Source organism: Paenibacillus sp. Lou8.1, assembly GCF_024213565.1.
GTDB classification, from domain to species: domain Bacteria; phylum Bacillota; class Bacilli; order Paenibacillales; family Paenibacillaceae; genus Paenibacillus; species Paenibacillus polymyxa_B.
Genome location: NZ_JANAVN010000010.1, coordinates 27,112 through 52,099 on the forward strand (window position 1 = coordinate 27,112; position 24,988 = coordinate 52,099).

Consider the following 24,988-nt stretch of genomic DNA (forward strand, 5'->3'; position numbering starts at 1 on the left):
ATCATTCCCGAATGCTGAATATGAAAATAAAGAAGGGAAAGGGTGGGTAAGCATATGGCACGTTTTGAAGGTGTATATGTGGCCTTGGTTACACCGTTCACGGCAGAGCTGGAGGTAGACCATAAGCGTCTGACCGAGCTATGCGAGCATCTGATTGCAAACGGCATTAGCGGACTGGTTCCTACGGGATCGCTGGGAGAATATGCGGCTTTGTCCCCGGAGGAACGGTCGCAGGTTGTGCATACCGTAATTGACGCTGCGGCAGGGCGTGTCCCGGTTGTTGTCGGCTCGGCGGCTCCGTCCACCAAACAGGCGGTGCATTGGATTCAGCATGCGAAGGATGCCGGGGCAGCGGGTGTCATGGCACTGCCGCCCATTAATTACAATCCACTGCCTCACGAGGTAACGGCCCACTATGAAGCATTGTCGGAGGTGGGCTTGCCGATCATTGCGTATAACAACCCCCATGATTACAAGGTTGACTTGACTCCAGATATTCTTGCGGACTTGTCGCGAATTGAAAATATCGTAGCAGTCAAGGAATTTTCCGGTGATGTACGGCGTATTCACGCTATTTTGGATCAGACAGAGCTGGAGGTCATGGTCGGAGTGGATAATCTGGCGATGGAGGGGGCATTATTCGGCGCGACAGGCTGGATTTCGGGGGTACCGAATGCGCTGCCGAAGGAAGGGGTAGAGCTGTTCCGACTTGCGCAGGCGGGAAATATGGCGGAAGCGTCCGCGTTGTATCGCAGGCTGCTGCCGCTGTTCCACTATGATGCCAGCCCGCAATTGGTACAGTCCATCAAATATATGATGGAGCTGGCTGGATTTCCGGTCGGCCCGACACGTCCGCCCAGACTTGCGCTGCCGCAGGCGGATTATGACCGCATTCGCGAAGCATTTGAGGTGGCGGTTCGTCCAAGCGAAGTATCATCCTGAATGGAGGTGAAGACGATGGAGAGCCGAAATTGGATCGGCGGTGAGTGGCTGAGCCCTTCCGGCGAGGAAATGGTGGTTCACAATCCTTCGGTCTTGAAGGAGGAGGTGGGAGTCGTCCATTTTTCAGAGACGGGCGATATTACACAGGCCGGGGATGCGGCACGGCTGGCTCAGACGGGCTGGGCCGCGCTAAGTCCCGCAGCGCGGGGAGCTTATTTGTTCAAAGCGGCCGGGTTACTAGAGGCAGCATTACCTGAATTGGCTGAACTGGCTAGCCGAGAGATGGGCAAGCCGATTACCGAGATGAGCGGAGAGGTCATGCGAGGTGTCCATCTGCTCCGGTACTATGCGGCAGAGGGCGTACGTTCCATCGGTACAGTCATTCCTTCGAATGAGCCGGGAGTGCTCCAATACACGAAGCGCATTCCGCTGGGGGTAACGGCTGTCATTACGCCGTGGAATTTTCCGGTAGCTATTCCGCTATGGAAAATCGCCCCTGCACTTTTGTGCGGAAACACGGTCATCTGGAAGCCTGCCGAACATGCTTCATTAACTGCAGTACGGGTCGCCGAGCTATTCGAGGCGGTGCAGCTTCCGCCCGGCGTACTGAACTTAGTCATTGGGCAAGGTAACCGCATCGGCGATGCCTTACTGGAGCATCCGGTACTGGATGCGGTCAGCTTCACGGGTTCTACTGCTACAGGTTTGGGCATTGCGGGACGATGTGCACGCCGTAATATCAAGTACCAGACCGAAATGGGCGGTAAAAATGCCGCTGTGGTGCTGAAGGACGCGGATGTAGCACAGGCGGTGGCGATGATTGCCAGCGGAGCTTTCCGTTCAGCCGGGCAAAAATGCACGGCCACCAGTCGGGTGATTGTGGAACAGTCTGTCTATGAGACGTTCACGGAAGCCTTACGCCAAGCGGTGGAAAAAATTCAGCTCGCTCCGGCGCTTGACCCCAGTGCGTATCTTGGACCTGTGGCATCCGCAGGTCAGTATGAGAAGGTCATGTCCTATGTATCACTCGCCCGCCGGGAAGCCGATATTTTGGCTGAAGGCGGAGCCACCGCCGGGACGGAGAACGGGTATTATGTGCGCCCACTGGTGGTGACTGGACTTGATTCGTCCCATCCATTGATTCAGGAGGAGATTTTTGGACCCATGCTGGGTGTGGTGCAGGCAGTCGACTTCGAGGATGCGATTCGATTGTGCAATGATTCTATTTACGGGTTAAGCGCCTCTCTATTCACCCGCGATTTGCGGCTGGCTCATCGGTTTCTGGATGAGGCGAACGCTGGTATGGTCCGGGTTAATCAGGAGACGGCTGGTGTTGAATACCAGGCTCCGTTCGGCGGTCTGAAGCAATCCAGCTCACATACTCGGGAGCAGGGCCAGACGGCGCTGGACTTTTATTCAGCGATTAAAACCTGCGCGATTAGCTATGAGTAAACGGGCGACGGGACGAAGTGAGACGATTGGGAGTGCATCAGGTCATTTGCTCGTATGTCGCTGCGAAGAAGTGAGTATAGCACAGATGGAGCAGGCCTGCCGCATGGGCGCGGACACCGTGCGCCAGCTTAAAATGACTACACGAGTGACGATGGGGGCATGTCAGGGCAGGGTATGCCGACAGTTGGTGGAGTCATGGTTTTACAATCAGGTTCCTGCTGCCCGCCGGGAGGCGGAGCTGTTATCCCAAAGGCCTCCGGTGCGTCCCGTAACGTTTGGGCAGCTGGCAGAGGGAGATTCTTTATGAGCCATATGCGTATTGTAAATCATCCTATTTTGGGACCAAAGCCGGAGCGGCGGCAGGTATCTTTTATTTTTGACGGTCGTCCCATGCAGGGATTGGCTGGAGAGCCATTGGCAGCAGCGCTGCTGGCCAGCGGCGTCCGTCTGCTGAGAAGGCATGAGGAATCCGGTGCGGCCAGAGGTGTATATTGCGCCATTGGGCATTGTAACGAATGCCGCCTGACGGTTCATCCGTTCGGTACCGTCCGTTCCTGCCTGACCAAGCTGGAGGAAGGTATGGTGGTGGAAACCGGACGGCAGCTTTCGAATGAAATCACAGGGAGAATTGTGACATGAATGAAATGGCACATCTCATCGTCATTGGTGCAGGTCCCGCCGGATTGTCCGCAGCGGTATCGGCTGCTGAGCAAGGATTGCCAGTCACGGTACTGGATGAGTTTACAGAGCCGGGTGGACGTATGCCCGGGCAATATCATGAGGAAGGCAGTCAAGGCTGGTGGGTTGGAAAACACGTTTCGGATGAGTTGATTACCCGTTGCGGGGAACTTAGGGTGGACATTCGCTGCGGCGTTTCCGTACATGGTATGGAATATACAACGACGTGGGAAATTTCCACTTCCTGTGGATTGTTCACTGCGGATTACGTATTGCTGGCAACTGGAGCTGCCGAAATTCCCGTTCCGCTGGATGGCTGGACATTGCCAGGAGTAATGTCCATCGGGGCTGCGCAGGTGATGACCAATGTTCATTACGTCAAGCCGGGAGAACGCGGCATCATAGTGGGCATGAACGTATTGTCGATGGCGATTGCCCGCGAGCTGTCCGTTGCCGGAGTGAAGGTGGCGGCGATTACACTGCCGTGCGCCAATCCGTTGGCTGGTGCAGCCGCAGATCCGACAGCCTCCGCGAAGCTGCTGCTTCAGCTGTCGGGGCTGGCCCCGGCCGCCTGGATGCGCGTCGGCGGCAAGCTGGCAGCTGCGATGCGGATGGAGAAACTCATTGCGTGCTGTTATCCCCACAGAGGCTTCCGTCTGTGGGGTATCCCGATCCGGTTGCGGACGGCGGTGCTGTCCGTCAACGGACAGCACCGGGTCGAATCCGTGACCCTGGTCCACGTTAAACCGGACGGCTCGCCTATTCCCGGCAGCGAGCGCGTCGAACCCGCCGACTTCGTGGCGCTGAGCGGCGGCTTGTACCCGCTCGCTGAGCTGGCGGCGGTAGCCGGGTGCAAATTCGTGTACAGCCCTGAGCTAGGCGGGCATGTTCCACTGCATGGTGAGCGAATGGAAACCTCGCTCAAAGGGTTGTATGTTGCCGGCAATATTACCGGCATCGAAAGCGGGCTGGTCGCGATGGCCCAGGGTCGATTAGCCGCCGCTTCTATGCTCCATGCCGCTGGACTCGGCGGAACAGGCGGAGAACAGCGGGTGCAGGAGGCGATCCGTGGGGTCCATTTTGCACGGAAGCATGCGCTGATTCAGTTTCATCCCGGCATTACAGAGGCGAGAACGCAGCTGTACCAGCAGTGGGGGCAAACCTCTGGCAGTGGCGCGTAACGGCTCGTTGTGTCTGATATGCGTTTTTTATCCCAAATTCGCCTTAAAGGAGGAACGGAAAGTGACTCTTAAAACAAAAGCCCATATGAAAGCAAGGCCGTTCGCACTGAACGAGGTGGTATTGGCTGAAGGTCCCTTCAAACAAGCGATGGAGCTGAACCGATCTTATCTGTTGGAGCTTCAACCAGACCGCCTGCTGGCGCGTTTTCAGGAATATGCCGGACTTGCGCCCAAAGCGCCTCCATATGAAGGCTGGGAAGCGATGACTATTTCCGGTCATACACTGGGACATTATTTGTCCGCTTGCTCCATGATGTATGCTTCAACGGGCGATGAGCGTTTTAAAGAAATTGCACATTACATTACGGATGAACTAGCCGTTTGTCAGGCGGCGCATGGTGACGGATATGTATCCGGTATTCCAGGGGGGAAGGAACTTTTTGAAGAGGTGTCTGCTGGAAATATTCGCTCGAAGGGCTTTGACCTGAACGGTGCCTGGGCCCCCTTGTATACACTGCACAAGTTATTCGCTGGCCTGCGGGATGCGTACCATTTGACAGGCTGTGATAAGGCATTAGATGTGGAGCGTAAGCTGGCAGACTGGCTCGAAGGAATTATGAAGCCGATGAGCGATGAGCAGATGCAGCAGATGATGTTTTGCGAATATGGAGGCATGAATGAGGTATTGGCCGATTTGTATGCGGATACCGGGGAAGAGCGCTACTTGTGGCTGGCTGAGTGCTTCTGGCACAAGCTGGTGCTGGACCCGCTTAGCTCGCAGGAAGACTGTTTGCAGGGCATTCACGCCAATACACAGATTCCGAAGCTGATCGGGCTTGCCAAGGAATATGAGCTGACCAATGATACGAAACGCCGGGCAACGGTGGAGTTTTTTTGGGAGCGGGTGGTGGATCATCATTCGTATGTCATTGGGGGGAATAGCTTTGGAGAATATTTTGGAGCGCCAGATGGCTTGAATGATCGCATCGGGCCTCATACGACGGAGACATGCAACACCTATAACATGCTTAAGCTGACCAATCATCTATTTCAATGGAATGCTTCCGCCAAGGAAGCGGACTTTTATGAGCGAGGTCTATTCAATCATATTTTGGCTTCGCAGGACCCGGTTCACGGGGGCGTAACGTATTTTCTGTCGCTGGCGATGGGCGGGCACAAGCATTTTGAAAGCAAATTTGATGATTTTACGTGCTGTGTCGGCACAGGGATGGAAAACCATGCGAGCTACGGCAGCGGTATTTATTTTCACGATCACGATAAGCTGTATGTCAATCAGTTCATTGCCTCCACGCTGGAATGGAAGGACAGAGGCGTTACGCTAAAACAAAACACTTCCTATCCAGATACGGATCATACGACGCTGGAGATTCAATGCGATCAACCAGCTCCATTTACGCTACTCATCCGCTATCCATATTGGGCTGAACAAGGAATTATCATTCGTGTAAATGGCAAGGAACAATCGGTCGTATCGGAACCGGGCAGCTTTGTCTCTATCGCCAGAACATGGATTGACGGTGATGCTGTAGAGGTGACGATTCCGATGTCGCTGAGGCTGGAGCAGATGCCGGATAACCCGGGTCGGGCGGCTGTCATGTATGGACCGCTGGTGCTGGCAGGCGACTTAGGACCCTTAGAAGATCCTAAAGCCAAGGATTTCCTGTACACACCCGTATTCATTCCTCTAACGGAGGAGCTAGATGCCTGGATACAGCCCGTGGAAGGCAAGACGAATACGTTTTGTACCTTGAATGCAGGGCATCCCCGGGATGTGGAATTGTCTCCTCTGTATAAAATGCATGACCGTACGTATTCCGTATACTGGGACATTTTTACGAAGGAAGCTTGGCAGGAGGCGGAACAGGAATACACAGCGGCACGCGAAAAGCTGGCGATTCTGGAGCAGTGCACGATTGATTTTGCTCAACCCGGAGAAATGCAGCCAGAGCGGGATCATAACTTCCAGGGAGATGCTTCGACTCGCACCGGATATGTGAATAACCGACCTTACCGGAATGCGGGAATTGATGGCTGGTTTTCTTTTGATTTAAATACAGATCCATCTGCTCCGATGCTGTTGGTCATTACCTACACAGCTACGCTGGAAATGCCTAACTGCGGTTTTGATATTTTGATTAACGGTCATCTGCTTGAGCATTTTAGTGAAGGTTTTGATGAGGCCGATAAGTTTTACAATATTAATGTCGCTATTCCGGCTGCATATCTGAAGGGGAAGGATCAAGCGACAGTGACCTTCAAGGCCAAGCCGGGACAGCGTATTCGCAGATTGTTTGGGCTGAGGATGGTCAACAAGGACGTGTATGAGCAACTCTATCAAGCTGGAAGTTCAGGTATACATGAATGATCTTTGAAATGTTTCGTGAGAGAAAAGTAACGTTTGATTTTTAGTCCGGTATGATTTATGATGTAAGAAATATTGGATGATGCTGGAATAATCCATATGGTGGTATGATCTGATATATTCATAGTTTTGTTGCGCGTGAAGCACACGGGCTGTTTCTTCCTTCATAGGGGAGAGGCAGCCCTTTTTTGTTGATATTTTGCGGAAATATAACTTTTTTAAAGAGTCAGTTCTATGATTTAGGGGGGAGGGGGTGCTCAATAGAGTCTATTTGTTTGGAATGCTTTGTATTAGAAGTTTTTCTTATAGATTTTGTAATAGGGAAACCCTATAATATATAAGTTGTATCCAGTATTTTCCGAAAGTGGGGATGCGATAAATTTATGAGATTAGAGATGATATACATAGTTTAAAGTTTAAGCTGACAAAGGGGATAGAGAGATGAGTATGAAAAAATGGATGTTGAGTTTGACCGCAGTCACGTTGCTATGGGGGGCGACAAGTACGATTCCAACGACGGAGGCTGCAAGCAGCACCAAACCCATTGAAGTTTTGTTAAACGCGAAAAAAATACAGTTTCCAGATGCCAAACCTTTTCAGGATAGTAACGATTATGTGATGGTTCCGATTCGTTTTGTATCTGAAGCCTTGGGGGCCAAGGTGGGCTGGGAGAAAACAGGCGGTCAATTGGCTGTGTCGATTAAAAATGATGCACATGCCGTTAACATGACAGTGGGTCAAAATACCGCTACCGTGGATGGGCAGACCAAAACGTATGAGACAAAGATTATTTTAAAGCAAAACCGTACTTTTGTGCCGCTGCGGTTGGTAAGTGAGGGTCTGGGGCAAACGGTAGAGTGGGATAAGGTCAGCCGCTGGGTCTGGATTGGGAAGAAGGAAATTGCTGCGCTGGAGGATACGGGGCATAAGGCGGTAAGTATTGAGCCTTATAAGAAGGCGATTGCATCTAATCCCTACATCCTCAAAAAACCTTATGGTGGAGCTTACGATAAGGTAATGATTTTTAAACATTCAGACCTACCAGTTAAGCTTCTTGAGGACATATATTCAATCGAACCGTACACCAACGCAAAAGGTACGCCTTATCTAAAGGTAAGAGCTAAAACTAAATCAACAGTAGGTGATATATTCTACATCACAAAGTTTAACAACACCCGCTTTCGTAATGAAGTCAGTCAATTGGCGACAGATAATGGAGACGGAACGAAAATGCTGTATTACCCGATTTATTCTACGTCAGATGAGACGTTTCAAGGTGTGAAGAATTACAGATCCTTGAAACTTCAAGATATCCAATACATTGGATTTGCTTACGCTGCGGATAACTATATTCCGATAATGGTCAATCCGTGGAAGGGTAATTAAATACATGAGGAAGACACAACGCATTCTGGCCGTATTGCTGGTGGGGGTACTGCTACTTTTGCAGCTCCCACCTTTTTCTTTTCCCACAAACAAGGCGGTAGCCGAAACGGAAATTACGCCGCTGTCCTATTTTGCAGTTAAGAATGACCGTTACTTTGTTGGCATGATGTACTTTGACATGTGGCGAAGCACTAATGGTGACTGGGTAACTCAAAAGAAAGAGCCGAACAAGGGACTGCATGGGGAAGCTAATTTCACATATAAGTTCCAGTTCCCAGGTAGAAAAATAAAAAAAGTCGAAGCTTTTTTATACGATCCTATAAAAAATGGGCAAAACGGGGATTATATCGAATATTTTGAGAAATCTAGGCCAGATAAATACTCCCGTTATTTTGCACATATTAGTCAAGGCACTCTCAATTCAGATATCCGACCGTTTCAAAATCAAGGTATTGGTTCTGATACTACGGTCATTCCAATCACTGTTAACATGATGTTGAATGCTGATAGGCCTGAGAATATAAAAGATGAGTTATGTCCTACTTGTGCCAAAGAAGTTGAAGCGTATCGAATCTACCAGCCCATCCTGTTCAAAATTGAACTGGAGAGTGGTCTAATCGTCAAGCATTTTACCACTGATGGAAAATCTCTTAACAACGTATTTACACCAATAGAAGATGAACTGAAAGCTGATCAACTGTATGATTTTACCCCGCCAACCAACCCGAAATATGAGTATGTGGGTTATAAGAAAAGCACGACAGGTAAACCGCCAAGCGGAGATATATTGCCAGGAATTGTACCTGGGTTTACCTATGACGGTTCTTTTGAGCAGTTTACCGCTTATTTGTATTACAAAGAAACTCAGGGCTGTCCGAAGCCTGGAGAAAGCCAAGAGGGAGCACCCTCAGATTGCCAAGATAATGAACAGCCAACAAAAGGTGTTGTCTGCTCCCGCCCCGTTCCAGGTCTGCGCTTGGAAACTACTGAACTGGACCCGACAGTATCTGCCGTTATCAAAGCAGATCAGCGTGGTAGCGAACAATTTGACGTATCCAAAGGTATTCCTACATCTGAAAGCCTATACGGTCATGTGCAAGCGAAGAGATACCTTTTTCAACATAAGTTTGTGAACATGACAGGCCAGTGTACATATACGGTTAACGTAAAACGAGAATATCGATTGACCTGGCGGCCTAAGAAAAAATCTCGGCGGAATGAGACGGTGAAGCGAACCTACACTTACCAAATCGTTCGTCCGTATTCATATTGGGCGATAGACAATTTGGAGGTGTATGGCATCAAGGAGGCTACGCTCCGAAATTATGCGTTACCTAATGAAACAATCACCCTGCGTCCGCAATCCTATACACCCCCTTCCTATGTTGCAGCGACTCAGGGCAATTTTTATCCGCCCCCTGCACCCGGGACAGTGGATGGCGGCAGCCGTAGCAAAAACGGTGGCAGCAGCAAGCCAAGTGTGCCTGATGACCGCAGTGCACTGAAATCCAAGGCAGAAGGGGCCGTAAAGGAAATCGAAGTGGAGAACGATACTCTGACCTTTGAAAATAAAATCATTATGAATCCGGAGCGCGTCAAGGTGAATGGCCCTAAGCCAGGCGTTATACCCTCTTCCGGAGCGATTGGGCCGGATGTGCTGTACAGTCCGAATCATGTGATTGATAAGCATAAGATAAATAAGTCCAATACGCCCAGCAGCGGTGAAATCACTTACGCTATTCTCAAGGGAAATATCAATGGAGGTGCGGATAAAACGTTCCCGATACAGGGAATCAATACAGTGACTGTCCACACTCCCGTAGTGAATCTGTCTAGTGTGTCGGACGATGCTGCTCATAATCAGAAAACCCAACCTACGAAGGGACGATCCGCGCTTATTTTGGAGCGCCCTTTCCGGGTGACGATCTCGACAGCAGGTCCGCATTTGAACATTCCTGGCTATGGTGATCGGGAGTATGCCAAATATGTACGAACCAAGCAGGTGCGATTTCCGTTCGATGTGTACGACAAAGGAAAGACACTATTTTATCCACGAGGTACCTGGATCGACATTCCGGTGCTGCAGCTCGACACAGACTTTTATTTGCCCGTATGGGTGGATGAAGGCAACTATACAGTAGAGTTCCGTACCATTGCCGAAAATGCACCGGACGGATTCACCGAACAGCGCCATGCCAACACGGATATCGCCCATCATGTAGCCAATGATGTGGTGAATATTGAGGTCATCGGACGGATGTATGATTTTCATATCACGGATATTGCTGATTACCATTGGGAGCGGGTATTTCGGCAGCGAAAAGGAAGCCCAATGCATAGCGGCCTGTCCTATTGGACGGGGCTTGGCAATATTGACGGGTTGCCTAGAGGGAACCCGGAGCCATTCACCTTGCCCGTTCGCCCCGGTAGTCACCCATATGAAGGTTATGCAAATGTGGCGGTCAAGACAGGCTATCATTTCAAGTTTGACCTCAAAACCAAAGGGAATATGTTTAGCGCCAAGGACGGTATTCGCATCACGCCATCGTTCTATTGGGTGAGCAAAGATGGGCGACAGCGGGAAGAGGTGGATCTGTATACACATTCCGGCAGTCGAAAATTTATCCGTTTGGGATCGGCGGAGGACCGGGAAAAGCGATATGTTATTTTGAATGAACGGCTACGCAATGTGCCGATGGAGGAAATGCAGGACACGGCAGCCTACCAATACAAGCATGAGCTGAGTGAAGCACAGCAAAGCCAGTTGACACTGGAACGCTATGTTTCTCTGTATGCCCACCGTGTTGCACGCAGCAAGACCTGGATTGGACGCTACGACTGGCTGGTGCTGCCTGCGGCTGTGCGTACCTTGATTGGTCCAAAGACAGACCTGCCAGATGGGGTCAACGTGGACCGCGCTAATGCGTCAATTCAGCGCTGGTATGGTGAATATAGCCTGCCTGCTGATGTGTACACAGTTACCAAAGGTACGGATTTGCGCGAGGTCAGTCGCCGTCAGGAGCTAAACGAGCATACGGATATATTCAAGAAAACAGGCTTTATCGTCGTTCGCTTTAATTTGGAGTCACTGCGTCAGGGTGACACCGAGCATCCGCATTTACAGTATATAAATGGCCCGCTATTGAACCAGTGGCAACTGGAGGGTTACCGCCGAGAGATAAAAGACCCGTACGGGCATACCTTTCATTTACAGGACGGGGATGTAGTATTTTATCATGCGAATCAGTCGAGCAGGGACGATTTCAGTTCATTTGTCCCTCACTAGCTTGTAGTAATCAAGACGATCCATAGCTAGCGCGAAAAGTACGAAAACGGACAATGTGAACAATCCACTGTCCGTTTTTTTATATTTCCTTTTGTGTTTTTGCAGTCCTCTGCCTTCATGGGGAGTTTGGCGGTGTTCAGCCCTTAACATGCCGTTTTCATACAGGCTTGGTGAGAGATGTTTTATTTGGAATGAGTAAACAACACGGATTTGTGTAGATAAATCCTCGGATATTTAAACGCGTTTGGGGGAACGGCAAAACTATAATAGTAAGGAAATTTAATTTATGTAAGCGCAATCATTTCAGGTATTAGCTTGTCATCACAATACAATTGAGGAGGACGACCTGAATGGCTCGAGGGAAAGGCGTGTGGCGAAAGGGAAGCTTGACCGCCGCGTTGGCAGCGATGCTGGCGATGACGGGGACGACTGGAGGAGTGGCTGCGGAAGACTTATCCGAACCCACACTGCAGGCGGAATCAGTAATCGCAGTAGAACAGAACCGTAGCGGCAGCATTCAGCTGGAAAAGCTGGATCGCGGACTGGTAGCTGCGGTGACGCAGGAGGGGGTATTTTTAAGCTGGCGGTTATTGGCTCAAGAAGTGAACGGTTACGGTTCAACGGGGCTGACAGGAGCGGACTTTAACGTATACCGTGACGGTAAAAAGATCGCGACGGTGACCGACAGCACCAACTATGTGGATAAGGAAGGAACCGGAAATACGGTGTACAGAGTAGCTTCAGTCGTAAAAGGCAAAGAAAAGGATCGTAGCGCCAAAGTGAAGCCATGGCAGCAGGGTTACTATGAACTTCCTCTCCAAAAGCCTGCCGATGGCGTAACACCCGCAGGTGAATCCTATACTTATTCGGCCAACGATATGAGTGTGGGGGATGTGGATGGAGACGGGCAATATGAATTTTTTGTAAAATGGGACCCGTCGAACTCCAAGGATGTATCTCAGAAGGGGTATACCGGAAATACGTATGTCGATGCGTATACGGCCGAAGGCAAGCTGTTGTATCGGATCGACTTGGGCGTGAATATTCGATCAGGTGCACATTATACCCAGATGATGGTGTACGATTTTGACGGCGATGGTAAAGCCGAGCTGATGTTCAAAACGGCTCCAGGGACCAAAACGATTTCTTTTGATAAGAAGGGCAAGCCGAAAAAAGAAAAGTATATTACTATGCCACGTGAGGATCGCAAAGCAGGGATTACACATGAGGACGATTACCGTTTGAGTCGCTCGGATTATTATGAGCATGTGGTGAACATGTTCATGAACTGGACGAAGCATGAAGAAGTGGTCAAGGGACAATGGCCTGCTACGCTGGAGGAATGCTTTGGCATTGCTCCGAAGTACAGTTATCCGTTATCCCGAAAGGATGCGGAAAGCCTGACAGACTACTTTATGGATGTATATGCACCATCACGGAGCGACAAAAACAAGCTGAGAGAGTTCGAGGGCTTCATTGTCGATGGACCGGAGTATTTGACGATTTTCAAGGGGAAAACGGGAGCTGAGCTGGATACCATCCGCTATGAGCCGGAGCGTCATGACGATGGCCTCATGTGGGGTGACTATGCTATGGCCCGGATTGAACCTGCCAACCGCGTGGATCGCTTCCTAGCAGGCGTAGCTTACCTGGATGGGCGCAAGCCGTACGCTGTATTTGCACGCGGCTATTATACGCGTTCCACCTTGGCTACCTACACATGGGATGGTCGCCATCTCCAAAAACATTGGATGGTAGACAGTGGCTGGGCACCAATGACCAATCCATTTAACGATAGTCCGCATGGGCGTGATGGAACGGACCCGAAATTTGGCACCTTGACCACACAAGGAGCGCATTCTTTGAGCGTGGTGGATGTGGACGGTGACGGCAAGGACGAAATCGTATACGGTTCCGCCACGATTGACCATGATGGCAGCCTGTTGTACAGCTCATTTGATGTCATGCCTCCTGAAAGCGCAACTCCGGGTCAAACCGCCAGATTGGGACATGGCGATGCGCTGCATGTCACCGATATTGACCCGGATCGCCCCGGCAAAGAAATCTTTATGGTACATGAAGGCGGCACTTACGCTCCATATGGCTATTCTTTGCGGGATGCCAAAACAGGTGAAATCATTTACGGCGCATATTCCGGCAAGGATACAGGTCGGGGAATGGTCGGTGACATCGACCCGGATCAGCGAGGTCTGGAGACCTGGGCCATAGGCCTGTGGACCGCAGCGGGTAAACAGCTGGATACAAAGATGCCGGGTACCAATATAAGTATCAAATGGGCAGCTGATATGACCACACAAATCGTAAACGGCGCAATTGATGTAACCCCAACCATTGAGGATTGGAAACGAGGTACATTGTTGACCGCCACTGGAACCAAAACGAACAACTATACGAAAGGAACGCCATCGCTGGTAGCCGACATTTTCGGAGATTGGCGCGAGGAAATGCTCGTCCGTACAGCGGATAGCTCAGCAATCCGTATCTATCTGAGCACAGAACCTACGACGCATAAATTGTACACGTTGATGCATGATCCGCAGTATCGCGCGGATGTGGCACGTCAAAATACCGGGTATAATCAACCTTCCTATACGAGCTTTTACTTTGCGTCCGATATGGATTGGGCGAATGTGCCGATTCCCAAGCTTTACACGCCAAAAGCCTTGATGGAGGAAGAGAGCAGTGACGAAGCGGATGAAGTAGAGGCAGCAGAGGTGGATGAGGCAAAGGCAGCAGAGGTAGATGAAAAAGAAGTCGATGGAACGAAAGTCGATGGGACGGAAATAGATGTGAAAGAAAGATAAGCAGAGACTATTTCCCAAAATATATAATGAAATTTCTTGTCTCAAAAGGAGAGCCGTATTTACGGACTCTCTTTTTTTACGTCTTGATGTTATTGAGAATATGAAATGTAACCGCGCACATGTAAAGGGTATGATATATTACTTGACGTAAAATTTGACACATATGTGAAATGAGGATAAATATCAGGGATTTCATGGAGAAGCGAATTGACTGTATTTGTCCCTGTCTCTAAGATGTAATTATATTCCAGACAAAAACAGAGAATTGTGTAAGGGAATATAACGTAGAGAGGAGGGAATGAATGGACTCTTTAGCTGATCTCTCGGAAACCCCCTTAGCATTGGACACCCTCAGACGACATCCCTGTTATAACGAAGAGGCACATCGCTATTTTGCGCGCATTCATCTTCCAGTAGCCCCGGCATGCAATATTCAGTGCCATTATTGCAACCGCAAATTCGATTGCGTCAATGAAAGCCGTCCCGGCGTTGTTAGTGAACTGCTCACGCCGGAGCAGGCGGCGAGCAAGACCTATGGCGTAGCGGCACAGCTGATGCAACTGTCCGTTGTCGGCATTGCGGGACCTGGAGATCCGCTGGCCAATGCGGAGGCAACCTTCGATACCTTCCGCCGGGTCCGTGAGACAGTTAAGGATGTCATATTCTGTCTCAGCACGAATGGCCTTACCTTGATCAGGCATATCGACAGGATTGTAGAGTTGGGTATTTCGCATGTCACGATCACGATCAATGCTGTAGATCCAGTGGTGGGGAGCCGCATTTATGGATGGGTCTACGATGAAGGAAAACGCTATGCAGGAGAGGAGGCCGCGCGGCTGTTGATTGATCGCCAGCTGGCAGGCTTGAAGATGCTGGCTTCGAGAGGCGTATTGTGCAAGGTGAACTCGGTGCTGATTCCAGAAGTCAATGATGCCCATCTGCCAGAGGTAGCCAGGGTGGTCAAGGAGCACGGCGCGGTACTGCACAACATTATGCCGCTCATCATCGCACCCGGCAGTCGGTATGAGCAGGAAGGGATGCGGGCCCCCCGTCCCCGTCTGGTCCGGCAGCTGCAGGAGCAATGTGCTGAGGCGGGAGCTGTCATTATGCGCCATTGCCGTCAGTGCAGGGCGGATGCGATTGGACTGCTGGGCGAGGATCGCAATCAGGATTTTACATGGGAGAACATTGCGGCTGCTCCTCCCATGGATGAAGAGGCAAGGGCACAATTTCAGAAAGAACTGGATGAGAAGGTGAGAGTGAGAATGGAACGCAAGGAGGGACAATCGCACCACAAACAACCGTCAACCGGGTTTGGATGTAGCTGCCCGTTATCGGAGGATAAGCCTGAAGCAAGCTTTACCTCAAAGCCAGTCCTAATCGCTGTGGCCAGTCGTGGCGGAGGGAAGGTGAATCAGCATTTCGGTCGTGCCAAGGAATTCATGATCTATGAAAGCGACGGGACTATTGTAAATTTCATAGGCATTCGTAAGGTGCAATCCTACTGCCATGGGAAAGCCGATTGCAATGGAGACAAGGTCGAGACGATGAAGGAGATCCTTTCCATGGTGCATGACTGTGCATTGCTGCTGTCGTCCGGCATAGGCGAAGCCCCCAAAGAGGCATTGCAGGAAGCTGGCGTGCTACCTATTGTATGCGGCGAGGATATTGAGGAATCCGTTCTGGAGTATGTAAAATTTCTGCGTTATATGTATCCTGTGCAGAGCAATAAGGGAAGTAAGCGCAATAAGGGAGTTAAGGGCAATCATTCGGATTTACCCATTGAACATTTTGGAGGCTGAGAAAATATGAGACAAATTGCGTTTTACGGTAAAGGCGGTATCGGCAAATCGACAACCTCGCAGAATACACTGGCCCAGCTCGCGACCAAATTCAAACAAAAAATTATGATCGTAGGCTGTGATCCCAAGGCAGACTCCACCCGTCTTATTCTGAATACGAAGGCCCAACAGACCGTGCTACATCTGGCTGCTGAAAGGGGCACGGTAGAGGATTTGGAGCTGGAGGATGTTGTCCAGAAGGGCTTCGGTGACATTCTGAACGTGGAATGCGGCGGGCCAGAGCCTGGTGTCGGCTGTGCAGGACGCGGCATCATCACAGCCATTAATTTTCTGGAGGAAGAGGGGGCCTACGAAGGGCTGGATTTTGTTTCCTACGATGTACTAGGGGACGTCGTGTGCGGGGGCTTCGCCATGCCGATCCGGGAGAAGAAGGCGCAGGAAATCTACATTGTATGCTCAGGCGAGATGATGGCTATGTACGCTGCCAACAATATTGCGCGCGGAATATTGAAGTATGCCAACAGCGGCGGGGTGCGTTTGGGCGGCTTAATCTGCAACAGCCGGAATACGGACCTGGAAGCGGAATTGATTACAGAGCTTGCAAGAAGACTGAACACGCAGATGATCCACTTTTTGCCGCGTGACAATGTTGTGCAGCACGCTGAGCTGCGCCGTATGACTGTTACCCAATATAACCCGGAACATAAGCAGGCTGCGGAGTATGAAGAGCTGGCAGGTAAGATTTTGAATAACGATATGCTGACGGTTCCTACTCCTATTTCCATGGAAGAGCTAGAGGAGCTATTGATGGAATTCGGCATTATTGAGGATGAAGAAACCGCAATTAACAAAGCTGAGGCGTCTGGGCAGTAGGCTGTAGCCAGAAGGCTTAATGACGGAATCATCGTGTGATGGTGGGGGGAGCTGAATGCACAGCTCGCAGGAGGGAGGAATAGGCCAAATGAGCAGTATTGTGGATAAGGGAAAGCAGATCGTAGAGGAGATACTGGAGGTATATCCCAAGAAGGCCAAGAAGGACCGGACCAAGCATTTTGAGATCGCGGATGAGGAACTTGTGAACTGCGGAACCTGTTCCATTAAGTCCAACATGAAATCACGGCCCGGCGTTATGACAGCAAGGGGCTGTGCTTATGCAGGCTCCAAGGGTGTGGTATGGGGCCCGATTAAAGACATGGTGCACATTAGCCATGGTCCCATCGGCTGCGGACAATACAGTTGGGGTACCCGACGCAATTATGCGAATGGGGTATTGGGCATCGATAATTTTACCGCCATGCAGATTACCAGCAATTTTCAGGAAAAGGATATCGTGTTCGGCGGAGATAAGAAGCTGGAGGTGATCTGCAGGGAAATTAAGGAGATGTTCCCGCTGGCCAAAGGCATCTCCGTACAATCTGAATGTCCGGTCGGACTGATTGGTGATGATATCGGGGCTGTGGCCAAAAAGATGACAGAGGAGCTGGGCATTCCGGTCATTCCTGTACGCTGTGAGGGTTTTCGCGGAGTGAGTCAGTCTCTGGGGCATCACATTGCTAATGATGCTATCCGCGATTTTCTGATGGGGCGCCGGGAGCTAAAGGAGTGCGGGCCTTATGATGTCTCCATTATTGGGGACTACAATATCGGCGGTGATGCCTGGGCCTCGCGCATTTTGCTGGAGGAAATGGGACTGCGGGTCATAGCGCAGTGGTCGGGTGACGGTACGATCAATGAGCTGGGAATTGCCCATAAATCCAAGCTCAATCTGATCCATTGTCATCGTTCCATGAATTATATGTGCACAACGATGGAGCAGGAATACGGAATTCCCTGGATGGAATATAACTTCTTTGGCCCGACCAAGACAATGGAGAGCCTCAGAGCGATTGCTGCCCGCTTTGACGAGACGATTCAGGAAAAATGTGAGCAGGTTATCGCCCAATATATGCCGCAGATGGAGGCGGTTATCCGTAAATACCGCCCACGTCTGGAAGGCAAAAAGGTGATGCTTCTGATTGGCGGACTGCGGGCAAGGCATACCATTGGTGCCTATGAGGATCTGGGTATGGAAATTGTGGCTACAGGCTATGAATTTGCCCATAAGGATGATTACGAAAAGACGTTTCCCGATGTAAAGGAAGGCACTGTTTTGTACGATGATCCAACGGCATATGAACTGGAAGAATTGGCCCAGCGGCTGAATATTGACTTAATGGGCGCCGGAGTCAAGGAGAAATACGTGTATCACAAAATGGGCATTCCCTTCCGTCAAATGCACTCGTGGGATTACAGCGGGCCTTATCATGGTTTTGACGGCTTCAAGATTTTTGCGCGTGATATGGATATGACCATAAACAGTCCAGTATGGAGCCTGCTGCCATCACGGCAGATTGCGGAGGTGTCGGTATGAGCGAGCGTCTGAACATTGTCGATCACAATCAGTTGTTTCGGCAGGATAAATATGTGCGCCAGCGTGAGGAGAAACGGGCCTTTGAGGCCCCTTGCTCGCCAGAGGAGGTTACCGCCACCCTGGAGTATACCAAGACCAAGGAATACAAGGATAAGAATTTCGCTCGTACAGCCGTAGTTGTGAACCCGGCCAAGGCTTGTCAGCCGCTGGGAGCGGTCATGGCTGCGCTGGGCTTCGAAAAAACGCTCCCGTTCATTCATGGCTCACAGGGCTGTACGGCTTATTTCCGCAGCCATCTTGCCCGCCATTTCAAAGAGCCTGTTCCTGCCGTCTCCACCTCGATGACCGAGGATGCCGCCGTATTCGGCGGCATGCGCAACCTCATTGACGGTATAGAGAACTGCATTGCCTTGTATCAGCCGGAGATGATTGCGGTATGCACGACCTGTATGGCAGAGGTGATCGGGGATGATCTGTCTGCCTTCCTGGCCAATGCCCGTCAGGAGGGAGCCCTTCCCGAGGATATGCCGGTTCCTTTTGCCAATACCCCCAGCTTCTCCGGTTCACATATTACAGGCTATGACGCGATGCTGCGCTCTGTGCTGGAGACGCTGTATAACAAGTCAGGCCAGACGCCGCAGCCTGGTCATGAATTGAAGCTGAATGTACTGCTCGGGTTTGACGGGTATACAGGCAATTTTGCGGAAATGCGGCGCTTGCTGGGGATGTTCGGCGCTACGTATACCATTCTGGGTGACCACAGCAGTAATTTTGATTCAGGGGCTACTGGAGAGTACAGCTACTATTACGGGGGAACGCCGCTTGAGGATGTGCCCAAGGCCGCAGATGCTGCAGGCACGTTGGCGATCCAGCAGTACTCTCTTCGTAAAACATTAGGTTATATGAAGCAAACCTGGGGGCAGCAGGTGTCCTCCATCTCCACACCTCTGGGCATCCGGGCTACAGATCGGTTGCTTGAGGAGATTAGCCGCCTGTCTGGAAGAGAAATTCCCGAGGCATTGAAGCAGGAGCGCGCCCGAATTGTGGATGCCATGATGGATTCGCATGCTTATCTGCACGGCAAACGAGTGGCTATGGCGGGAGACCCGGATATGCTCATCGGCCTGATTGGCTTTTGTCTGGAGCTGGGAATGGAGCCGGTGCATATTGTTTGCTCCAATGGGGACCGGAAATTTGAGAAGGAAGCAGAGCTTCTGCTGAAGTCCAGCCCTTACGGTGCAGAAGCCACGGTTCATTCCGGTCAGGATTTGTGGCATATGCGTTCGCTGCTGTTCCAGGACCCAGTAGACCTGGCTATTGGTAGCTCCCACCTGAAGTTCGCGGCGAAAGAAGCGAAAATTCCATTGCTCCGTGTGGGCTTTCCGATCTTCGACAGGCATCATCTGCATCGTTATCCGATTATCGGCTACCAGGGTGCACTGAATCTGCTTACCCAATTCGTGAATACCATACTGGATGTTATGGAGGAGCAGGCTCCAGATCATAGCTTTGATCTAGTGCGCTAATTGCTGTATCGCGTAGATGGAAGTTGACAACTTGGCTTGTGATTTCAATGGATTCTATCTGAAATAAGGGGGGGTTCGGATGGAGCCTGCTGTGTCTAACGGAAGGCTGGAGGTATCCTGCGGCAACAAAATTCCCAAAAGCACGCCCTGTCCCCGGCCAGTGCCGGGGGAGGCTTCGGGTGGCTGCTCCTTTGACGGGGCCCAGATTACACTGATCCCCATTGCAGATGCGGCTCATCTGGTGCACGGGCCGATTGCGTGTCTCGGCAATAGCTGGGAGAGCAGAGGTAGCCTGTCCAGCGGCCCGGAGCTGTCGGCGTATGGCTTCACTACTGATCTTGGAGAACAGGACATCATTTTTGGTAGTGAACAAAAGCTGCATGAATCGATCCGCTACATTGTCAGCCGCTTTGCTCCTCCCGCTGTATTCGTCTATACCACATGCGTCACAGCCCTCACGGGTGAAGATATCGAGGGAGTTTGCAAGGCTGAATCAGAGCAGCTGGGAACGCCGATCATTCCGGTGAACAGCCCGGGATTTGTGGGCAGCAAGAATCTCGGGACCCGGCTGGCCGGAGACGTGCTGTTCCAGCATATTATCGGCAGCACCGAGCCGGAACAGACAACCTCCCATGATATCAATCTCATTGGGGAATACAATATTGCCGGCGAGATGTGGCATATCGAGCGGCTGATGCAGCAGGCGGGAATGAGTATCCTGTCCCGAATTACCGGAGACGGTCGGTTCCGTGAGGTGGGATGGGCGCATCGTGCCAAGGCCAATATGGTCGTATGCAGCCGTGCTTTGCTGGGTCTGGCAGTCCAAATGGAGCGTAAATACGGCATTCCTTATTTTGAAGGTTCATTTTATGGAGCAAAGGAGACGAGTTATTCCTTGCGACAGATGGCTTACCTGACCGGAGATCGTGATGTGGAGCGACGGGTGGATAAGCTGACCGCACGGGAGGAAATGAGGCTATCGCTGGAGCTGGAGCCCTACCGCAAGCAACTGAAAGGAAAGCGGGCAGTGCTCTATACCGGGGGTGTAAAGAGCTGGTCTGTCATTACGGCTTTGCAGGAGCTGGGCATTAAGGTGGTTGGTGTAGGCACGAACAAAAGCACTGCCGAGGATGTATCCCGGATTGCTGACCGTATCGGAGATGATGCGGAATACATCCCGGAAGGCGGCGCCCGGCAGATTCTCAAGACCGTACGGAGCCGCAAGGCAGACATGGTCATTGCCGGGGGCCGGAACATGTATATGGCGCTGAAGGAACAAATTCCTTTTGTGGACATCAATCAAGAACGGCACAAAGCCTATGCGGGCTATGACGGGCTGTTATCTCTGGCGAAACAGCTTGTGCATACGCTACAGCATCCGGTATGGGAACTGACCGCCAAATTGGCTCCATGGGAGGAGGAGACGGAATTTGCCGATTAAATCCGCCACGAAGCCTGTCAGTGTCAACCCGCTCAAGGTAGGACAGCCTTTGGGTGGCGTGCTGGCTCTGCAGGGGATGTATCGCTCAATGCCTTTGCTGCACGGCGCTCAGGGCTGCTCGGCCTTCTCCAAGGCGCTGCTGACTCGCCATTTTCGAGAGCCGATTGCCGTTCAGACCTCTGCGCTGCAAGAGATGGACGTTATATTTGATGCAGACCGGAATCTGGAGGAGGCGCTGGATCATATCTGGTCCAAACACCATCCAGATGTCATCGGCGTTATCAGCACGGCCCTCACTGAGGTGGCAGGCGTTGATTTTCAGTCTAGGGTAAAGGCGTTCAAGCGAGAATGGGCATTGAAGGACAGTCTGCTGTTTTCTGTATCGCTGCCTGATTTTCACGGTTCTCTGGAGACGGGCTACAGCAGTACAGTAGAGTCGCTAATGGATGCCGTACTCGGGTTAGCCGGAGGCAAGTCCCCCAAAAAACAGCGCCGGACGCAGGTCAATCTGCTGCCGGCTTCTTATCTGACTGCCGGAGATGTCATGGAAATCAAGGATATTATTGCTTCCTTCGGCCTGGAGGTTATTACACTCCCCGATATCTCCACTTCCTTGTCCGGTCATCTGCTGACAGGTTTTTCCCCTTTGACGAGAGGGGGGACTCCGCTGGATTCAGCCTGCCAGATGCTGGAGTCTTCCTGCACCATTGCCATTGGCGCGAGCATGGAGCGTCCGGCGCGCAGGCTGACTCATGCCGCAGGCATTCCCTACCACTTGTTCACGGGTCTGTCTGGCTTGGCCGCGAGCGATGCGTTCATACATTTTCTGCAGAAAATCAGCCGCGAGCCAGCCCCTGTTCGCTTCCGCTGGCAGCGTGAAAATCTGTTGGACAGCATGCTGGATGCCCATTTCTATTATTCCGGGGCTTCGGCTGTAGTGGCGCTAGAACCGGATCATATGCTGTCGACCGCAGCCTGGCTGGAGGAGATGGGAGTGGAACTGAAGCGGCTAATTACACCCTGCAGCACGCCTGCACTGCAAAAGACAGAACGGGAAGTCTGGATCGGTGATCTGGATGATGCAGAGGAGAGCGCGCAGGGCGTTGATTTGTGGATCAGCAATTCGCATGGAAGAAAGGGAGCGGCACGGGCTGGCGCCTCATTCGTGCCGGCAGGCTTGCCGGTGTATGACGAGCTGGGCGCCCACACATCTGTAAGCGTCGGATACCGTGGAACCATGGAATGGGTGAACAAGGTGGGCAATGTATTACTTGCCGAGAGGGGGAGGGGAGGATGAAGGTTGCATTTGCGACGGAAGACGGTGTGCTTGTGAATGCTCATTTTGGACAGAGTCCCATGTTCACTGTATTCGAAATCCGGCACTCAGGCGTCCAGTTCCTGGAGCATCGGCGGATAGCCCTGGGGAGCGATGAGAACGAGGCGGGCAAGATCGCCAGCCGAATTGGCCTGATCGAGGATTGTGCCTTGATCTTTCTGGTACAGATCGGCGCTTCGGCCGCCGCACAGGTTACCAAACGGACCATTATGCCTGTGAAGGTGGCCTTCGGCAGCACCATTGAGGAGCAGATCCAGCGTCTCCAGAATATGCTGGCTCGCAATCCGCCCATGTGGCTTGCCAAAATCCTGCACGCTGAGGAGGGCAGCGGCAAAGCCGAATCATGAGCCTTCAGTAAGGAAGAGCAACCGAAGAACAACCAGATATGGTGTCAAGATCCTGCGGACCGAATATCTTAAAGGCGGGAGCCGCACATGGAGGGGTGGACGAATGGTACAGCTGCTGGAAGACGGTAGATACGGACGCCAGTTGAAGCTGCTGGGAGTGGGAGGTCAGAACAGGCTAAAGCAAGCTACTGTTATGGTCGCAGGCATCGGAGGATTGGGAGGGACAGCGGCCATGTACCTGGCCGCTGCTGGAGTGGGGAAGCTGATATTGGCCCATGAGGGCGTAATCCATCTGCCCGATATGAACCGTCAGGTGCTGATGGACAGCAGACGAATCGGGGAGGAACGGATGGAGACGGCATTGCAGCATTTACAGCGTATCAATCCGGAGACCGAGCTTGAGGGCCACGCCCACAGAATCACGGAAGAATCCTCTGGACCATGGGTAGAAGCGGCGGATATCGTGATTGATGCACGGTATGACTTTCCGGAAAGATATGCGCTGAACAGACTATGTGTTCGACATGGCAGACCGATGATAGAAGCGGCCATGTACGCCTATGAAGTATCATTGATGACCATTGATCCCGGTAGGACGGCATGCCTGGAATGTCTCTACCCGGAAGGCGGACAGCCTTGGGAGCCTCTGGGATTCCCGGTTCTGGGAGCTACATCGGGTTTGATTGGCTGTATGGCTGCACTGGAAGCGGTCAAATGGATTACAGATGCGGGCAATTTGTTCACTGACCGTATGTACCGTATGAATGTGCTGGATATGAGCAGCTGCACCATAGCGGTCAAACGCAACCCGCGTTGTCCTTGCTGCGGAACGGGAGGGGATATAGATGAGTCAGTTGCATATTTGTGATACGACACTTCGTGACGGAGAACAGGCTCCGGGCGTTGCCTTTTCGGCCGAGGAGAAAACTGAAATTGCCATCATGCTGGACTCGGCGGGGGTGGAGCAGGCTGAGATCGGAATTCCGGCAATGGGAAAGGCGGAGTGCAGGTCTATTGCCAGGATTGCTGCTCTCGGACTTCAGATGAAGCTAATGACCTGGAATCGCGCGGTGTTCACGGATATTGATGCAACTGAATCGACAGGCGTCGGCTGGGCCCATATTTCGGTTCCCGTGTCGACGGTGCAGATGAAGTCCAAGCTGGGTATGAATCCTGAGCAGGTGACAGAGCTGATCCGCAAGTCTGTCGATTACGGTCAGTGTAAAGGATTGATTGTTTCCGTAGGCTTTGAGGATGCTTCAAGGGCAGATGACCTGTTCCTTGAGCAGTTGGCGAATCAGCTCTACAGGGATGGCATCCGGCGCTTCAGATATGCCGATACGCTGTCTGTTCATCATCCCGCTGCGATAGCTGCCCGTATAGACAGGCTTGTATCGCGCGTGCCGCAGGATGTGGAGCTTGAGATTCACTGTCATAATGATTATGGTCTGGCGCTTGCCAATACTTTGGCAGCTTTGCAGGCGGGAGCTGTCTGGGCCAGTACCACAGTGTCGGGCCTTGGGGAAAGGGCAGGCAATACGGCGCTGGAGGAGGTGGTGATGTCGTGGAGGGATCTATATCAAGGAACCTGCGGCGTCCGTCCCGAACTGCTGAACCCGCTGGCTGCACTGGTGTCCAAAGCCTCCAACCGAATCATTCCTGAAGGCAAGCCAATTGTGGGAGACATGGTATTCGCCCATGAATCCGGCATACATATCAACGGTCTGCTAAAGGAGCGTGCCGCCTATCAGACCCTTGATCCAACCGAGCTGGGCACTGACCATTCGTTCGTACTCGGCAAGCATTCGGGCAGAAGTGCAGTTCAATATATGCTGGAGCAGGAAGGAATCGAGGCGGGCTCCGGTGAAATCAAGTTTGTGCTGGAGCGACTTCGCCTAGTCGGTGAAGATCCCAAGCGTGTCATCCATAGCGCGGATTTAAGGCGCTGGCTGCAGTATTATCCGGCAGAGCTGCCGAAATAACCGAAAAGGCG

Annotated in this window: 18 protein-coding genes; all 18 read left to right on the forward strand. The window is 51.6% G+C overall.

Going from position 1 to position 24,988, the window contains the following annotated elements; genetic code table 11:
• Positions 1 to 54 precede the first annotated feature (54 nt).
• The 18 genes from NLX78_RS15375 (at position 55) to NLX78_RS15460 (ending at position 24,977) form a co-directional block, all read left to right on the forward strand.
• Positions 55 to 942: a dihydrodipicolinate synthase family protein gene (locus NLX78_RS15375; RefSeq protein WP_254350877.1), complete on the forward strand. Its 888-nt coding sequence runs from the start codon at positions 55 to 57 to the stop codon at positions 940 to 942.
• 15 nt (positions 943 to 957) lie between these two features.
• Complete coding sequence (locus tag NLX78_RS15380) at positions 958 to 2,394, forward strand: aldehyde dehydrogenase family protein (protein WP_254350878.1); 1,437 nt, start codon at positions 958 to 960, stop codon at positions 2,392 to 2,394.
• Positions 2,387 to 2,701 carry a (2Fe-2S)-binding protein gene (locus NLX78_RS15385; RefSeq protein WP_254350879.1) on the forward strand — a complete coding sequence of 105 codons (315 nt, stop codon included), beginning with the start codon at positions 2,387 to 2,389 and terminating at the stop codon, positions 2,699 to 2,701. The genes NLX78_RS15380 and NLX78_RS15385 overlap by 8 nt, the downstream gene beginning before the upstream one ends.
• A complete protein-coding gene (locus tag NLX78_RS15390) occupies positions 2,698 to 3,033 on the forward strand; it encodes a (2Fe-2S)-binding protein (RefSeq protein WP_254350880.1) in 336 nt (111 codons plus the stop codon). The genes NLX78_RS15385 and NLX78_RS15390 overlap by 4 nt, the downstream gene beginning before the upstream one ends.
• Entirely contained in the window at positions 3,030 to 4,253 is a 1,224-nt protein-coding gene (locus NLX78_RS15395) for an NAD(P)/FAD-dependent oxidoreductase (RefSeq protein ID WP_254350881.1), read from the forward strand. Before NLX78_RS15390 ends, NLX78_RS15395 begins: the two co-directional genes overlap by 4 nt.
• An 85-nt stretch (positions 4,254 to 4,338) precedes the next feature.
• Positions 4,339 to 6,639, forward strand: coding sequence for a glycoside hydrolase family 127 protein (locus NLX78_RS15400; protein WP_254350987.1), 2,301 nt, complete (start codon positions 4,339 to 4,341; stop codon positions 6,637 to 6,639).
• Between the two features lie 438 nt (positions 6,640 to 7,077).
• Positions 7,078 to 8,022 (forward strand): copper amine oxidase N-terminal domain-containing protein, encoded by a 945-nt coding sequence (locus NLX78_RS15405; RefSeq protein ID WP_254350882.1) that lies wholly within the window; start codon positions 7,078 to 7,080, stop codon positions 8,020 to 8,022.
• A gap of 4 nt (positions 8,023 to 8,026) precedes the next feature.
• Positions 8,027 to 11,308 carry a DUF5704 domain-containing protein gene (locus tag NLX78_RS15410; protein ID WP_254350883.1) on the forward strand — a complete coding sequence of 1,094 codons (3,282 nt, stop codon included), beginning with the start codon at positions 8,027 to 8,029 and terminating at the stop codon, positions 11,306 to 11,308.
• 350 nt (positions 11,309 to 11,658) lie between these two features.
• Positions 11,659 to 14,133: a rhamnogalacturonan lyase gene (locus tag NLX78_RS15415; RefSeq protein WP_254350884.1), complete on the forward strand. Its 2,475-nt coding sequence runs from the start codon at positions 11,659 to 11,661 to the stop codon at positions 14,131 to 14,133.
• A gap of 302 nt (positions 14,134 to 14,435) precedes the next feature.
• Positions 14,436 to 15,935, forward strand: coding sequence for a nitrogenase cofactor biosynthesis protein NifB (gene nifB / locus NLX78_RS15420; RefSeq protein WP_254350885.1), 1,500 nt, complete (start codon positions 14,436 to 14,438; stop codon positions 15,933 to 15,935).
• Positions 15,936 to 15,941: 6 nt separating this feature from the next.
• Entirely contained in the window at positions 15,942 to 16,808 is an 867-nt protein-coding gene (gene nifH, locus NLX78_RS15425) for a nitrogenase iron protein (RefSeq protein WP_061831012.1), read from the forward strand.
• Between the two features lie 88 nt (positions 16,809 to 16,896).
• Entirely contained in the window at positions 16,897 to 18,345 is a 1,449-nt protein-coding gene (gene nifD / locus NLX78_RS15430; RefSeq protein ID WP_254350886.1) for a nitrogenase molybdenum-iron protein alpha chain, read from the forward strand.
• Positions 18,342 to 19,871, forward strand: coding sequence for a nitrogenase molybdenum-iron protein subunit beta (gene nifK / locus NLX78_RS15435; RefSeq protein WP_254350887.1), 1,530 nt, complete (start codon positions 18,342 to 18,344; stop codon positions 19,869 to 19,871). Before nifD ends, nifK begins: the two co-directional genes overlap by 4 nt.
• 79 nt (positions 19,872 to 19,950) lie before the next feature.
• Entirely contained in the window at positions 19,951 to 21,312 is a 1,362-nt protein-coding gene (gene nifE, locus NLX78_RS15440) for a nitrogenase iron-molybdenum cofactor biosynthesis protein NifE (RefSeq protein ID WP_254350888.1), read from the forward strand.
• Positions 21,302 to 22,609: a nitrogenase iron-molybdenum cofactor biosynthesis protein NifN gene (nifN, locus tag NLX78_RS15445; RefSeq protein ID WP_254350889.1), complete on the forward strand. Its 1,308-nt coding sequence runs from the start codon at positions 21,302 to 21,304 to the stop codon at positions 22,607 to 22,609. The genes nifE and nifN overlap by 11 nt, the downstream gene beginning before the upstream one ends.
• A complete protein-coding gene (locus NLX78_RS15450) occupies positions 22,555 to 22,995 on the forward strand; it encodes a NifB/NifX family molybdenum-iron cluster-binding protein (protein WP_254350890.1) in 441 nt (146 codons plus the stop codon). Before nifN ends, NLX78_RS15450 begins: the two co-directional genes overlap by 55 nt.
• 103 nt (positions 22,996 to 23,098) lie before the next feature.
• Entirely contained in the window at positions 23,099 to 23,863 is a 765-nt protein-coding gene (locus NLX78_RS15455) for a HesA/MoeB/ThiF family protein (RefSeq protein WP_069291238.1), read from the forward strand.
• Positions 23,841 to 24,977, forward strand: coding sequence for a homocitrate synthase/isopropylmalate synthase family protein (locus NLX78_RS15460; RefSeq protein ID WP_254350891.1), 1,137 nt, complete (start codon positions 23,841 to 23,843; stop codon positions 24,975 to 24,977). The genes NLX78_RS15455 and NLX78_RS15460 overlap by 23 nt, the downstream gene beginning before the upstream one ends.
• Positions 24,978 to 24,988: the final 11 nt, after the last annotated feature.